The organism is Streptomyces parvulus, from assembly GCF_014648855.1.
GTDB lineage: Bacteria > Actinomycetota > Actinomycetes > Streptomycetales > Streptomycetaceae > Streptomyces > Streptomyces parvulus.
Genome location: NZ_BMRX01000020.1, coordinates 19,718 through 33,842, shown reverse-complemented (window position 1 = coordinate 33,842; position 14,125 = coordinate 19,718). Strand labels below are relative to the sequence as shown.

The following is a 14,125-nucleotide window of genomic DNA, read 5'->3' as shown; positions in this document are numbered from 1 at the left end:
GCCGGGTCAGGCCGCGTCGCCCGTCGTCCGCCCCAGGCAGACGACGTCGGCGGGGTCCATGCCGGCCACCGCGATCTCGTGGAAGCCCATGCGGTCGTAGAAGGCCCTGGCCGGCTTGTTGGCGGTGGCCATGACCAGGTGGACCGCCGGTACGCCGCGCTCGCGCAGCGCCCGCCAGAACTCCCGCATGAGTGCCCGCCCGTGGCCCCGCCCCTGCCAGGCCGGGAGCAGGTCGATGTGCAGGTGGGCGGGGTAGGCGGCCAGTTCGGGCACGACCATCCGCTCGGGGGCGTGCAGCAGCCCGGCCATGACCGCGTCCGGGGTTTCCGGGGGTCCCTGCGGCGCCGGGTAGCGGTCCGCGACCCGCGGCAGCCAGGTGCCGCGGAACTCCTCGGCGAAGCGCGCGGTGTCCGCCGTGCCCAGGATGTAGCCGACCGCGCGCCCCTCGCCGTCGTCGAGCACGAAGGCCAGGCCGGGGTCCAGATGGACGTACGGGGCGGCGAAGATCGCGGGCAGTACGGAGGGGTCGGCGTACACGGGCCGGCTGTCGCGGCCGTTGTGCGCGGTGCGGACGCAGATGTCGTCCAGGGCGGCGGCGTCACCGGGACGGTAGGGACGTACGGCGGCAGTCGGGGTCACCCCGCCATCCTGCCTTCTTGGGAGCGCTCCCACAAGGAGCGGTCGAATGGCGCCGACCGAACCGGGCATTCGATGATCTGAGTGAGCGACACCTACGGAGAGAGCGAGAAAGCGTGATGAGTCTTCTGCGTACGGCCGGGCGCCCGATGCTCGCCTCGATGTTCGTCGCGGGCGGCCTGCACTCCCTGCGCAGGCCCCAGGACGTCGCACCGGCGGCGGAACCGGTGGTGCGGCCGGTGACCGAGCGGGTGTCCGCGCTCCCGGACCGCACCGAGCAGCTCGTACGGCTCAACGGCGCCGTGCATGTCGTGGGCGGGGTGATGCTGGGCCTCGGCCGGTGCCCGCGGGTGGCCGCGCTGGCCCTCGCCGCGACGCTGGTGCCCACCACCCTGGCCGGCCACCGGTTCTGGGAGGCGGAGGATCCCGCGGATCGCGCGCAGCAGCGCATCCACTTCCTCAAGAACCTGTCCATGCTGGGCGGTCTGCTGATCGCCGCCGACGACACCGCCGGCCGGCCGTCGCTCCTGTGGCGCGGCCGCCATGCCGCCAAGGGCCTGCGGCACGACGCCCACCTGGTCCAGCGTTCGGTGCGGGCCACGGCGCGACCGGCCGCGGCGGCGGGTGGCGTCCGGGCGAAGCTGGGCCACTGACAGAATCGGCGGTTCCGGCCGGGCCGCACGGGCCGCCGCGGGGATCCGAGGAGAGCAGCCCTGAGTACCACCGTCCTCTCCGAGGCCCTCCCCTTCGTCCTGCTGCTGGGCGTGCTGGCCTTCGCGGTGCTGCGTCCGCGCGGACTGCCGGAGGCCGCGGCCGCCGTGCCCGCCGCCGTGCTCGCCGTCGCGCTGGGCACGGTCACACCGGCGCAGGCGTGGGAGGAGACCCGCACCCTCGCGCCGGTGGTCGTGTTCCTCGCGCTGGTGCTGATGCTGGCCTATCTGTGTGCCAAGGAGGGCCTGTTCGAGGCGGTCGGCGCGGCGGTCGCCCGCCGCTGCGGGGGCAGCCCGCGCCGCCTGCTGTCCGGGGTGTTCGCGGTGGCCTGCGCGGTGACGGCCGTGCTCAGCCTCGACGCCACCGCCGTGCTGCTGACCCCCGTGGTCCTCGCGACCGCGGCCCGCGCGGGTGCCCGCGCCCGGCCGCACGTGTACGCCACCGCGCACCTGTCGAACTCCGCGTCGCTGCTGCTGCCCGTCTCCAACCTGACCAACCTGCTGGCCTTCACCGCCAGCGGCCTGAGCTTCACCCGGTTCGCCGCGCTGATGGCGCTGCCCTGGCTGGCCGCGATCGCCGTGGAGTACGCCGTGTTCCGGCGCTTCTTCCGCGCGGACCTGGCGGAACCGGCCGCCGCGCCCACCCCGGGAGCGGCGACCCGTGCCGCACCGGCCGTCCCCCGGTTCACCGTCGTCGTCGTGGCCCTGACCCTGGCCGGGTTCGCCCTGTCCTCGCCCCTCGGCCTCGACCCCGCGTGGGCGGCGCTCGCCGGTGTCCTGGTGCTCGGGGTGCGGGCCCTGGCCCGGCGGCATGTGACGCCGCGGGAGCTGGTGGGCGCCGCGTCGCCGCTGTTCTGCGTGTTCGTCCTGGCCCTCGGGGTGGTGGTGGAGGCGGTGGTGACGAGCGGTCCGGCGTCCGGGCTGGGGCGGCTGCTGCCGGACGGGGACTCGCTGCCCGCGCTGCTCGGGGTGGCGGCGGTGGCGGCGGTGCTGGCCAACGTCGTCAACAACCTGCCGGCCGTCCTCGCCCTGCTCCCGCTGGCCGCGCCCGCCGGGCCGGCCCATGTGCTCGCGGTGCTGATCGGCGTGAACCTGGGCCCGAACCTCACCTATGTCGGCTCGCTGGCGACCCTGCTCTGGCGGCGGATCCTGCACCGGCACGGCATCGAGGTGGACCTCGCCCGGTTCACGCTGCTGGGGCTGCTGACCGTGCCGGCCACGGTCGCGGCGTCGACCGTGGCCCTGTGGGGGGCGTTGCACCTCATCGGCGCGTGACGCCCGCCCCGCCCGTCACTGGGTGGCGACGACCACGCAGCGCCGCAGCTCCTCGACGGCCTCGGGGTCGCCCTCGACGGTCACGCCGTCGTCCTCGCCGGCGCCCGTCCGGTTCCAGAGCCGGCGCAGCACCGCCTCCGGCGGACCGCTCAGCGTCGCGTCGGCCGGGCCCTCGCCCGCGCCGTCCGCCACGGTGAACTCACCGGGACCGGTCCGCACCCGCCAGGCGGTGCCGCCGGCCCGCACCAGGAAGGTGCGGCCCGGCGAGGCGTCCAGGATCTCGCCGAAGTACTCGCCCCACTCGGCCACGGCGAACGACACGAAGACCTTGAGCAGTTCGTCCACGCCGTCGACGGCGAGGTCGTCCGGCACCGGCGCCACGGGCCGGCCGACGGCGAGTTCGGCGTCGATGCGGTGGACGACCGTCTCCTGCGCCATCCGCCGGATCCAGAAGCCGACGCTCCGGTCGGCCGCGTACCAGCCGGCCGCCGGGTCCTCGGGGGCGCGGGTGGCGAACTCGGCGCGCAGTGCCGTGTATCCGCGGTCGAGGAGAGCGACCGGCTCCTCGTCCGCGAACTCCTTCGGCGGCCACGGGTCGGCCTCGACGCCCTCGCGCATGGCGAGGGTCTTGTGCAGGTAGACCTCGGCGACGTGGCGGGTCAGGTCGGCGACCGTCCAGCCGGGGCAGGTCGGCACGGGTGCGTCGGCGTCGGTTTCGACGGCGCTCCGCAGGCGGTCGTAGTCGGCCGCGAGACAGTCGAGGAAGCGGGTGAACTCCATGCCGCAGAGCCAAACACACGTTCAGGGGCGCGGCACGGTGTTTTCGCTGCCCGGTCGCGTCCTGCGGCCGAGCACGATGCTGGTGCGCTCAGTCGCGGCGAGGGCGGCCTCCACCGGACTCCGCGTTCCGCGCGGGGTGCGCGGGCTGCGGGCCGGTCATGTCCAGCAGGAGCAGGGCGTCGTGGTCGGGGCTGCCGGGTTCGGCGGTGTAGACGCCGATGCGCTGGCCGGGGGTGCCTTCGACGTGCAGCGACTGCGAGGTGAGAGTGATCGTCCCGACGTGCGGGTGGCGGAACGTCTTGCGGGCGGGCTTGCGGCCGGTCACCTCGTAGCGCTCCCAAAGGCCCGCGAAGTCGGGGCTCTTGAGGAGCAGTTCACCGACCAGGTTGGTGAGGTCGGGGGCGTCGGGGGCCGTACCGGCGATGGCGCGCAGGCGGGCGACGCAGGCGGTGATCTGGCGGTCCCAGTCGGGGAAGAGGTCGCGGGCGGCGGGGTGGAGGAAGAGGTAGCGGGCGAGGTTGCGGTGCCTGGCCGGCCAGTCGTCCAGGCCCGCGTACAGGGCGAGGCCGCCGCGGTTCCACGCCAGCACGTCCATGCTGCGGCTGATGACGTACGCGGGGTTGGGGCGCAGCGACTCCAGCAGCAGCTTGAGATGCGGGCGCACGGTGCGGCTGGGGGCGGGCGGCGGTTCGGAGACGTAGCGGGCGGCCCGCGCGGCCAGCTCGCGCAGGTGCTGGCCTTCCTGGTCGTCCATGTGCAGGGCACGGGCGAGGGAGTCGAGGACGGCGGGGCTGGGACGGGTCTCCTTGCCGCGCTCCAGGCGCACGTAGTAGTCGATGCTGATGCCGGCGAGGGTCGCCAGCTCCTCGCGGCGCAGCCCCGGGGTGCGGCGCACGCCGGCGCCGACGCTCAGGCCGACGTGCTCGGGGCTGGTCTGGGTGCGGCGGGCGCGCAGGTAGCGGCCCAGCTCGGCGCCCTCACTGTGTGCGCTCGTCGATGCCATGGCTCCAGTCTCACTCGCCGGGTGCCCGCCGCACGCGGCCGAGGGGGGCCCTGTCATTACCCCTGAAGAGCCCGCCCTGCCACATCCCCGCCATCCGGCCGAGGCTGGGTGGGCAAGACGCCGGCACCCGGGTGACGCTCGGGGTGCCGGAGGACGCGACGACGCGAAGAGGGCGACATGCGCTACATCAAGCTGCGTGACCTGGAGGTCTCCCGGATCGGACTGGGCGCCATGGGCATGTCCCACGGCTACACCGGATCCGGCACCGACGACGCGGAGTCGGTCCGGACGGTGCACCGGGCGCTGGAGCTGGGCGTCACGCTCGTCGACACCGCCGAGATCTACGGCCCGTACACCAACGAGGAGCTGCTGGGACGCGCGCTGAAGGGCCGCCGGGACCAGGTGGTGCTGGCGACGAAGTTCGGCCTGGTCTCCCACGGTGGCGAGGGGGCGTGGAATCCGGACTCCTCCCCGGCAAACATCCGTACCGCGGTGGAGGGCTCCCTGAAGCGGCTGGGCACCGATCACATCGACCTGTACTACCAGCACCGGGTGGATCCGGGCACGCCGATCGAGGAGACCGCCGGCGCTGTGCGGGAGCTGATCGAGGAGGGCAAGGTGCGTGCCTTCGGGCTCTCGGAGGCCGGCCCGGACACGATCCGGCGGGCGCACGCCGTCCAGCCGGTCACCGCGGTCCAGTCCGAGTACTCCCTCTTCACCCGCGGCGTCGAGGAGCGGGTCCTGCCGGTGCTGCGGGAGCTGAACATCGGGCTGGTGCCGTTCTCCCCGCTCGGCCGCGGGGTCCTGACCGGCACCGTGCGCTCCACCGACCAGTTCGACGAGACCGACTTCCGCCGCGGCAACCCGCGCTTCACCGGTGAGAACTTCCGCCGCAACCTCGCCCTGGCCGACGAGGTCCGGGCTCTCGCCGACGAGGCCGGGGCCACACCGGGGCAGGTGGCGCTGGCCTGGCTGCTGTCCCGGGGCGACGACATCGCGCCGATCCCCGGCACCAAGCGGGTGGCCCGGGTCGAGGAGAACACCGCCGCGGACGCCGTCACGCTGACCGCCGGGCAGTTGGAGCGGCTCACCGCTCTGCCGCCCGCGGCGGGTGCGACCCACACCGAGGCGCAGGCCCGCCTGCTCGAACGCTGACACGGTCCCGCCGCCTCGGCCCATCCCCCGTTTGGAGCAACCCCCTCATGCGTGCAGCAGTGATGTACGGGGCCGGCGACGTCCGCGTCGAGGACCGGCCCGATCCCAAGATCGCCCAGCCCACCGACGCGGTCGTCCGGGTGGTCGCCTCGTGCGTGTGCGGCAGCGACCTCTGGCCCTACGCGTCGATGCCGGCCACCGGCACCGGGCGCCCCATGGGGCACGAGTTCCTCGGCGTCGTGGAGGAGACCGGCGCGGACGTGACCGGCCTGAGCGCCGGTGACCTGGTCGTCGCGCCGTTCACGTACAGCGACAACTCCTGCGACTACTGCGCCGAGGGCCTGCACATCTCCTGCCGCAACGGCGGTCGATACGGCGTCGACGGCGTCGACGGCGGCCAGGGCGAGGCCGTCCGCGTGCCGCACGCCGACGGCACCCTGGTCCGGCTGCCCGTGGCTCCGGACTCCGCGCTGCTGCCCTCCCTGGTGGCTCTGTCCGACGTGATGACCACCGGCCACCACGGCGCCCTCACGGCCGGTGTCACCCGCGGCGACACCGTGCTCGTGGTGGGCGACGGCGCGGTCGGCCTGTGCTCGGTGATCGCCGCGCGCAGGCTCGGCGCCGAGCGCATCGTGCTCGCCGGCCGTCACCCGGCCCGCACCGGCCTCGGTCGCGACCTCGGCGCCACGGACGTCGTCGCCGAGCGCGGCGAGGAGGGCGTCGCCCGCATCCGCGAACTGACCGGCGGCGTCGGCAAGGTCGTCGAAGCCGTGGGCACCCGCCCCGCTCTCGACACCGCGCTCGGCGCGGTCCGCGACGGCGGCACGATCAGCCGGCTGGGCGTACCGCAGTACGAGCAGGGGCCGATCGGCCCGGCCGTCTTCATGCGGAACATCACCCTGACCGGCGGCGCCAGTCCCGCGCGTGCCTACATCGAGCACCTGATGCCCGACGTCCTGGACGGCACCATCACCCCCGGCCGCGTCTTCGACGAGACCTTCGCCCTCGGCCGGACGCCGGACGCCTACCGGGCGATGGCCGACCGCCGCGTCCTCAAGGCCCTGATCCGCCCCTGAACCACCACCGGGCCCGGCCACCGAGCCCACCCGCACAGGCAAGGAGATCCCGCTCATGCGGACCGTCACCCTGAACAACGGCGTCGAGATGCCGCTCCTCGGCTTCGGCGTCTACCAGATTCCCGCCGAGGACACCGAGCGCGCGGTCTCCGAGGCCCTGGCCGCCGGCTATCGCCTGCTGGACACCGCCGCCGCCTACGGCAACGAAGAGGCGGTCGGCCGCGCCATCGGGTCCAGCGGGATCCCGCGCGACGACCTGTTCGTCACCACCAAACTGTGGGTCCAGGACGCCCCCGCCCAGGACAACACCCACCGGGCGTTCGAGACGTCCCTGGCCAAGCTGGGCCTGGACCACCTCGACCTGTATCTGATGCACCAGCCCTTCGGAGACGTTTACGGCCAGTGGCGCGCCATGGAGGACATCCACCGCGAGGGCCGCGCGAGGGCGATCGGCGTCGCCAACTTCTACCCCGACCGCCTGGTCGACCTGATCGTCAACAACGAGATCACCCCGCAGGTCAACCAGATCGAGACCCACCCCTTCTTCCAGCGGGCCGCATACCAGGACCTCATGCGCGAGCACGGCGTGCGGATCCAGTCCTGGGGCGGTTTCGCCGAAGGACGGAACGACCTGTTCGGCAACCCCCTGCTCGCCGGCATCGGCGAGGAGTACGGCAAGTCCGTCGCCCAGGTCGTACTGCGCTGGCTGACCCAGCGCGGCGTCGTCGCCATCCCCAAGTCGGTACGCGCCGAGCGCATGGCCGAGAACATCGACGTCTTCGACTTCCGTCTCACCGACGAGCAGATGGCCCGGATCGCCACCCTGGACACCGGCGGCTCCCTGTTCTTCGACCACCACGACCCCGAGATCGTCACCTGGCTCGCCAAGCGCCGCCTCGACGCCTGACCCGCGGCCGGGTCGAGCCGCCTCGGTCCCGCTCACGTCATGACGCGTCCGCCCGCCGGTTCGCCGCGGGCGGTCGTGCCGCCGCTCACCACGCCCCGGTCGGAAGGGCCGGTCGCCGGACCGCCTCGGCCGCGTCCCGCAGGTGCAGGGCGACGCCGATCAGGGCGCGCAGGGCGGAGGGGCGCAGGCTCTGGGCGCTCTCGGCGGCCAGTACCAGCAGGCAGCCCGCGGCCTGTTCGACGACCGGGACGGAGAACGCGAAGTCGTCGCCGTCGGCGGTGCGGAAGGCCCGCCAGGGGGTCGCGGCACCGTCGATGGCCTTCTCCACGGCGTGTTCGAGGTGCTGCGCGGCCTGCCGGCAGACGGGGGCGGGCAGGATGATGGTGCGTTGGAACGCTGAACTGGTCATAGTCCCACTGGTCCCCCGCCGCCGCCGTCATCGATCGGCGCACTGGGCGTTTTTCACCGGGTCGGCGGCACTGAGGCCCCGGTGCGACACCCCGGTCCTACGCTGGGGCCCGTGACCTCCGACCCCTCGTACTCGGCCCTCGCGGCGCGGTTCACCGGGCGGCCGGCGACCGCCGGGCGGCGGCTGTCCGGTGCGCTCGCCGAGGTCGTCCTCGACGACGGCCGCACGGTGATCGTCAAGTCCGCGGACGGTCCCGGTGCCGTCCGGGCCGAGGCCGCCGGGCTGCGCTGGCTCGCCGAGGCCGGCTCGGTGCGGATCCCGCGGGTGCACGGCCACGACGAGCACCGGCTGGTGATCGACCGGGTGCCGCGGGGCCGGCCGGGCGTGGCGGCGGCGGCCCGGTTCGGGCGGGACCTGGCCGCGCTGCACGCCGCGGGAGCGCCCGCGTTCGGCGCTCCGCCGCCCGGCGGACCCGAGGAGGCGTACATCGGACTCGCGCCGATGCGCAACGCCGCCGGGACCGACTGGCCCTCCTGGTACGCGGAGCACCGGGTCCTGCCCTATCTGCGCCGCGCGGCGGACGCCGGGACGGTGACCTCCGCCGAGGCGGCCGAGGTGGAGCGGGTCTGCGAGCGGCTGCCCGGACTCGCGGGTCCCGCGGAGCCGCCCGCCCGGCTGCACGGCGACCTGTGGAACGGCAACGTGCTCTGGGGCGGGGACGGGCACGTCCACCTGATCGACCCGGCCGCCCACGGGGGTCACCGCGAGACCGACCTGGCGATGCTGCGCCTGTTCGGCTGTCCGCACCTGGAGCGGATCACGGAGGCGTACGGGGAGCGCGCGCCGCTGGCGGACGGCTGGGCCGCCCGTGTGGGGGTCCACCAGCTGTTCCCGCTGCTGGTGCACGCCGTCCTGTTCGGACGCGGGTACGCCGAGCAGGCCCTGGCGGCGGCGCGCTCGGCGGGGTGAGGGCCGGGCGCGTCCGGCCCTCACCCCGCACGGTCATGTCCCAACGGGTCACATGTCCCAGTGGGACATTTTCGGGTGTACGCTCGAACGCATGACGGCAACGAAGCCCTCCCCCGCCACCGGCGACCGGCGGCAGCGCAAGGCCCGGCGGACCCGCGACGCGCTGGCCACCGCCGCCTGCGACCTGCTCCTGGAGCGCGGTGCCGCGGCCACCACGGTGGAGGCCATCGCCGAGCGCGCGGACGTCACCCGGCGCACGTTCAGCCGGCACTTCGCCGGCAAGGAGGACGCGGCCCTCGACTTCGTCCGCCGGGACGGCGCCCGTATCAACGAGCTGCTCCGCGCCCGCCCCGCCGACGAGCCGCCCCTGCTCGCCTACCGGCGGGCGGTGCGCGCCTGGCTGGACGACCGGGAGGACCCGGCCTGGCACGTCCGCCCCCGGATGCGCCGCCTGGTGGCGCTCACCGACACGGAGCCCGACCTGTTCGCCGCCTACCAGCGCATCCGGGTCGACGCCCAGGAGGAGTCGATCCGCATCGTCGCCGACCGGCTCGGCACCGACGACGCCCGGGACGTGCGCCCGGCCGCGGTCGTCGACGCCGCCGCCGGTGTCCTGATCGCCGCCCTGCGTCTGTGGGCGCGCGGTGACCAGCCCGACCCGGGAGCGGCGGACCTCGCCGCCCTGGTGGAACGGGCGTACGACGCCCTGATCTCGGAGGCCGCGGCCGCGACCCCCGCCGGCACAGAGGAAGACAGAGAGCAAGCACCATGAGCACCACCGGCACGACCCCCGCCACAGCCCCCGCCCAGCCCGCCCCCGAGTTCACCGGCCGCGTCGCGCTAGTCACCGGCGCCGCCTCCGGCATCGGCCTGGCCACCGCCCGCCGCCTCGGCGCCGCCGGCGCCCGCGTCGTCGTCGCCGATCACAACGCCGAGGGTGCCCGCGAGGCCGTCGCCGCGCTGACCGCGGAGGGCGTGGAGGCCGCCGCCGTCGAACTCGACGTGACCCGCCCCGAGTCCGTGGAGGCCGCCGTGCGGTTCACCGTCGACACCTTCGGCGGCCTGGACCTGGCGGTGAACAACGCGGGCGTCGGCGGCCCCAGCGCCCCGACCGGCGCGTACGACGTCGAGGACTACCAGCGCGTCGTGCGCACCAACCTCGACGGCGTCTTCTACTCGATGCGCTACGAACTCCCGGTCATGGAGGCGGCGGGGCGCGGCGCCATCGTCAACGTCGCCTCCATCCTCGGCTCCGTCGGCTTCGCCGGCTCCCCGGCCTACGTCGCCGCCAAGCACGGGGTCGTGGGGCTCACCCGGACCGCCGGCGCCGAGTACGCCGCCAAGGGCGTCCGGGTCAACGCCGTCGGCCCCGGCTTCATTGACACCCCGCTGCTGAACGCCATGGACGAGGCCGCCCACGCCGGCCTGGTGGCCCTGCACCCGGCCGGGCGGCTCGGGCGCTCCGAGGAGGTCGCCGAGCTGATCGCCTTCCTGCTGTCGGACCGGGCGTCCTTCGTGGCGGGCGGCTACCACCTGGTCGACGGCGCCTACACCGCCGTCTGAGCGTCCACCGCACATCCCTGGGGGGAGAACGAAGGAGCACGACCATGAAGGCACTGCAGTACCGCACCATCGGGGCCCCGCCCGAGGTCGTCACGGTCCCCGACCCGGAACCCGGCCCCGGCCAGGTGCTGCTGAAGGTGACCGCGGCCGGCGTCTGCCACTCGGACATCGCCGTGATGAGCTGGCCGGCCGAGGCGTTCCCGTACGCGCTGCCGCTCACCCTCGGCCACGAGGGCGTCGGCACGGTCGCCGCGCTCGGCGCCGGCGTGACCGGCCTCGCGGAGGGCGACGCGGTGGCCGTGTACGGGCCCTGGGGCTGCGGCACGTGCGCCAAGTGCGCCGAGGGCAAGGAGAACTACTGCCTGCGCGCCGACGAGCTGGGCATCCGCCCGCCGGGGCTGGGGCGGCCGGGTTCGATGGCCGAGTACCTGCTCGTCGACGACCCCCGGCACCTGGTCCCGCTGGACGGGCTCGACCCCGTCGCGGCGGTGCCGCTGACCGACGCCGGGCTGACGCCGTACCACGCGATCAAGCGGTCGCTGGCGAAGCTGGTCCCCGGCTCGACCGCGGTGGTCATCGGCACCGGCGGTCTCGGCCACGTGGCCATCCAGCTGCTGCGCGCCCTCACCCCCGCGCGGGTCGTCGCCCTCGACGTCAGTGAGGAGAAGCTGGGCCTCGCCCGTGCGGTGGGCGCGCACGAGGCGGTGCTGTCGGACGCGCGGGCGGCGGACGCGGTGCGCGCACTGACCGGTGGCCTCGGCGCGGAGGTCGTCCTCGACTTCGTCGGCGCGGCGCCCACCGTGGCGACCGCGGGCGCCGTCGCCGCCGTCGAGGGCGATGTCACGCTGGTCGGCATCGGCGGCGGAGCCCTGCCCGTCGGGTTCGGCGTGCTGCCGTTCGAGGTGTCGGTCACCGCGCCCTACTGGGGCAGCCGCGGCGAACTGATCGAGGTGCTGGACCTGGCCCGGGCGGGCGCCCTGTCGGTGCACACCGAGACGTACGCGCTGGACGACGCGCCGCTCGCGTACGAGCGGCTGCACGAGGGGAAGGTCAACGGCCGCGCGGTGATCCTGCCGCACGGCTGATGAGGCCGGGGCCGAGGCCGTCCGGGCGGCGGCCTCGGGGGCGCGACCGGTCCCCCGTTCCGGTCGTGCCCCCGGTGCGGACGAACCTACGTGGACGGCTCGCCGGTTGTGAATCGTGCCGGTGCCCGCTGCCGGGCCGCGGGGACTCACCCGTGCACAGGTGAGTCCGGATGGCCCGGTTTCGTCCCGGGCAGCGTCGGCCCGCCGAGCGTGCCCTCCGCCAGGTGGGCCAGGACCACCTCGTACAGGTCGCTGCCGGCGGCGAGCAGCTGGCGTTCGAGGACGGGCTCCGCGCTGCGGACGTGCTCGCGGACGGTCTGGGCGTGCATGCCGAGCCGCTCGGCGGCCCGCTCGGCGTTGCCGCCGACGGCGATCCAGGTGCGCAGGGTGCGCCGCAGATCGCGGGCGTCCGGGTCGAGACGGCCGAGCAGATCGCCCGCCCAGGTGCGCAGCGGTGGCCCGGACAGCAGGTCGCTGAGGCCGGCCGCCCCGGGTCCGCCCGGCGCGGCGCCGGCGGGCGGTTCGGCCAGGCCGACCTGCGCGTTGAGGGCGAGGTGGACGGCCGCGCGGACGGTCAGGTCGGCGAAGTCGGTGCGCAGCAGGCCCTCGACGCGGTCCATGCGGGCCCGGACGGTGTTGCGGCTGACCCCGAGGATCTTCGCCGTGTTGACGGCGGTGAACTCCAGACCGAGCCGGGTGGTGGCCAGCAGTTCGGCGCGGGTGTGGTGCGGGAGGGCGTCGAGCGGGCTCAGCACCCGGGCCGTCCAGCCGTACAGGACCGCGGGCTCCATCAGCAGTTCGGGGCGGGTCCGTTCGGCGTAGACGGCCGCCTGCTCCGGCCGGAACCGGGCGACGGCCAGGGCGCTCACCGCCTGCCCGTAGGCGGCGGCGGTGCGGGCGAGGCCCTGCCGGGCGCTGCCGCCGAGGAACACGCCGGGCAGGCCGCCGACGAGCGAGCGCAGCTCCCGGCCGGCCGAGTCGCGCGGGGCGAGGACGATGACATGGCCGTCCATCGCCGGGCAGCGCACGACAAGCGCCCGTTCCGCGGTCGCCGACACGCACTCCTCGGCCAGGCGGTCCCGTTCGCCGGGGCCGCTCTCGACGACGTACACGCAGGCCGTGTCGGTGTCGAGGAGGCCCGGCCAGAGTCCGGCGGCCACCCGGCGGGCGGAGACGGTGTCCTCCACCATCAGCAGTTGCAGGATGGCCAGGCGCAGGTCGGAGGTGGCCCGCCGCAGCCGGTGTCCGGCCGCCGCCGACTCGTGCCCGGCCAGCAGCAGCTCCAGCACCTGGGCGGTGTGCGTCACGATGTCCGAGGTCCGCCGGTCGAACGGGTCCGCGCGGGCCACCGCCAGCACGGCGGCGGACGCCGGACGCGACCGGTCGACGCGGACGAGCCGCACCTGGCGGCCCGCGTCCTCCAGGGCGGCGGAGGCGATCCGGCCGCCGCCGATGTCCGCGAGCAGGGCCGCGTCCAGCGGGAGGCGGGTGCCGGCCAGCAGGCGGCCGGTGCCGTCCTGGAGCGAGACGTCGGCGCCCGCGGCACCGGCGAGCCAGGCCAGGACCCGCTCGGGGTCCCGGCCGGCCGGCCGCAGGTGGTCGAGGAGTTCCTCGGCCCATCCCGTGCCTCCGGCTGCCCCGCCCGCCCGCTGTCCCGTCCCGTCCGCACGGCCCGCCACGTCGGCCTTCTCCTCGTCCTCGCCCGTCCCCGGTCCAGGGCGGGGACGTTACCTCATGGCCACGGGCACGTCCCGGGCGGCGCGGGCCCGGGAAACGGCTCGCACACGCCTGTGACCCGGCCGGGCGGCCGCCGGGCGGGCCACGGGCATAAGCTCGGTGAATGGCGAAGTACTTCGACGTGCACCCCGACAACCCCCAGCCGCGCAGCATCGCCCAGGTCGCCGACAGCGTCCGCTCCGGCGCGCTGATCGCGTACCCGACGGACTCCTGCTACGCGCTGGGCTGCCGCCTCGGCAGCCGCGACGGCATCGACCGCATCCGGTCGATCCGGCAACTGGACAACCGGCACCACTTCACCCTGGTGTGCCAGGACTTCGCGCAGCTCGGCCAGTTCGTGCAGATCGACAACGACGTGTTCCGGGCGATCAAGGCGTCCACCCCGGGCAGCTACACCTTCATCCTGCCCGCGACCCGGGAGGTTCCGCGCATGCTGCAGCACCCGAAGAAGAAGACCGTGGGCGTGCGCATCCCCGACCACGTCGTCACCCAGGCCCTCCTGACCGAGCTGGGCGAGCCGCTGCTGTCCAGCACGCTGCTGCTGCCGGGCGAGGAGGAGCCGATGACGCAGGGCTGGGAGATCAAGGACCGGCTCGACCACGTGGTGGACGCGGTGATCGACTCCGGGGACTGCGGCACCGAACCGACGACCGTCGTCGACTTCTCCGGCGGCGAGGCGGCGATCGTGCGGTACGGCGCCGGAGACCCGGAACGTTTCGAGTAGCGGGCGGGCGGGGCGCCGAAGCGGGCCGCCCGGAACCGGAGTTGGGCGCGGCGACCCTCGTCGCGTCCCCGGTCCGCGCGTTGTTACCGTGCCCGG

At 74.9% G+C, this 14,125-nt stretch carries 15 protein-coding genes; 10 read left to right on the top strand and 5 right to left on the bottom strand.

Annotated features, from left to right (window positions below; genetic code table 11):
* Positions 1 to 6: 6 nt before the first annotated feature.
* Positions 7 to 639 carry a GNAT family N-acetyltransferase gene (locus IE108_RS31270; RefSeq protein WP_064726210.1) on the bottom strand — a complete coding sequence of 211 codons (633 nt, stop codon included), beginning with the start codon at positions 637 to 639 and terminating at the stop codon, positions 7 to 9.
* Positions 640 to 755: 116 nt separating this feature from the next.
* Between IE108_RS31270 and IE108_RS31265 the strand changes: the two genes are divergently transcribed.
* Positions 756 to 1,289, top strand: a complete 534-nt coding sequence (locus tag IE108_RS31265) for a DoxX family protein (protein WP_064726211.1) — start codon at positions 756 to 758, stop codon at positions 1,287 to 1,289.
* Positions 1,290 to 1,349: 60 nt separating this feature from the next.
* Positions 1,350 to 2,621, top strand: a complete 1,272-nt coding sequence (locus IE108_RS31260) for an SLC13 family permease (protein WP_079163397.1) — start codon at positions 1,350 to 1,352, stop codon at positions 2,619 to 2,621.
* A gap of 15 nt (positions 2,622 to 2,636) precedes the next feature.
* Here IE108_RS31260 and IE108_RS31255 read toward each other — a convergent pair whose 3' ends face one another.
* Both IE108_RS31255 and IE108_RS31250 read right to left on the bottom strand, forming a co-directional pair.
* The gene (locus IE108_RS31255) at positions 2,637 to 3,401 is read right to left on the bottom strand and encodes a maleylpyruvate isomerase family mycothiol-dependent enzyme (protein ID WP_064726213.1); all 765 of its coding nucleotides are present in this window, start codon (positions 3,399 to 3,401) and stop codon (positions 2,637 to 2,639) included.
* Positions 3,402 to 3,489: 88 nt separating this feature from the next.
* Positions 3,490 to 4,404: a helix-turn-helix transcriptional regulator gene (locus IE108_RS31250; RefSeq protein ID WP_064726214.1), complete on the bottom strand. Its 915-nt coding sequence runs from the start codon at positions 4,402 to 4,404 to the stop codon at positions 3,490 to 3,492.
* A gap of 177 nt (positions 4,405 to 4,581) precedes the next feature.
* Between IE108_RS31250 and IE108_RS31245 the strand changes: the two genes are divergently transcribed.
* The 3 genes from IE108_RS31245 to IE108_RS31235 are packed head-to-tail and all read left to right on the top strand — an operon-like array spanning position 4,582 to position 7,542.
* On the top strand, positions 4,582 to 5,559 hold the full coding sequence (locus tag IE108_RS31245) for an aldo/keto reductase (protein ID WP_064726215.1): 978 nt from the start codon (positions 4,582 to 4,584) through the stop codon (positions 5,557 to 5,559).
* A 47-nt stretch (positions 5,560 to 5,606) separates the two neighbouring features.
* Positions 5,607 to 6,635, top strand: a complete 1,029-nt coding sequence (locus IE108_RS31240) for an alcohol dehydrogenase catalytic domain-containing protein (RefSeq protein WP_189397804.1) — start codon at positions 5,607 to 5,609, stop codon at positions 6,633 to 6,635.
* Positions 6,636 to 6,690: 55 nt separating this feature from the next.
* Positions 6,691 to 7,542 carry an aldo/keto reductase gene (locus tag IE108_RS31235; protein ID WP_064726217.1) on the top strand — a complete coding sequence of 284 codons (852 nt, stop codon included), beginning with the start codon at positions 6,691 to 6,693 and terminating at the stop codon, positions 7,540 to 7,542.
* Between the two features lie 85 nt (positions 7,543 to 7,627).
* On the opposite strand, the gene IE108_RS31230 is transcribed toward IE108_RS31235, so the two are convergent.
* The gene (locus IE108_RS31230; protein ID WP_064726218.1) at positions 7,628 to 7,951 is read right to left on the bottom strand and encodes a hypothetical protein; all 324 of its coding nucleotides are present in this window, start codon (positions 7,949 to 7,951) and stop codon (positions 7,628 to 7,630) included.
* 111 nt (positions 7,952 to 8,062) lie between these two features.
* Between IE108_RS31230 and IE108_RS31225 the strand changes: the two genes are divergently transcribed.
* From IE108_RS31225 to IE108_RS31210, 4 genes are all read left to right on the top strand, one after another.
* On the top strand, positions 8,063 to 8,920 hold the full coding sequence (locus IE108_RS31225) for a fructosamine kinase family protein (protein WP_064726219.1): 858 nt from the start codon (positions 8,063 to 8,065) through the stop codon (positions 8,918 to 8,920).
* A 91-nt stretch (positions 8,921 to 9,011) separates the two neighbouring features.
* Positions 9,012 to 9,692: a TetR/AcrR family transcriptional regulator gene (locus tag IE108_RS31220; RefSeq protein WP_064726220.1), complete on the top strand. Its 681-nt coding sequence runs from the start codon at positions 9,012 to 9,014 to the stop codon at positions 9,690 to 9,692.
* The gene (locus IE108_RS31215) at positions 9,689 to 10,483 is read left to right on the top strand and encodes an SDR family NAD(P)-dependent oxidoreductase (protein ID WP_064726221.1); all 795 of its coding nucleotides are present in this window, start codon (positions 9,689 to 9,691) and stop codon (positions 10,481 to 10,483) included. The genes IE108_RS31220 and IE108_RS31215 overlap by 4 nt, the downstream gene beginning before the upstream one ends.
* Positions 10,484 to 10,527: 44 nt before the next feature.
* Positions 10,528 to 11,568, top strand: a complete 1,041-nt coding sequence (locus IE108_RS31210) for an NAD(P)-dependent alcohol dehydrogenase (protein WP_064726222.1) — start codon at positions 10,528 to 10,530, stop codon at positions 11,566 to 11,568.
* 146 nt (positions 11,569 to 11,714) lie between these two features.
* Here IE108_RS31210 and IE108_RS31205 read toward each other — a convergent pair whose 3' ends face one another.
* A complete protein-coding gene (locus IE108_RS31205; protein WP_064726223.1) occupies positions 11,715 to 13,247 on the bottom strand; it encodes a helix-turn-helix domain-containing protein in 1,533 nt (510 codons plus the stop codon).
* Between the two features lie 161 nt (positions 13,248 to 13,408).
* Here IE108_RS31205 and IE108_RS31200 point away from each other — a divergent pair, with 161 nt between their 5' ends.
* Entirely contained in the window at positions 13,409 to 14,029 is a 621-nt protein-coding gene (locus tag IE108_RS31200) for an L-threonylcarbamoyladenylate synthase (RefSeq protein WP_064726224.1), read from the top strand.
* Positions 14,030 to 14,125: the final 96 nt, after the last annotated feature.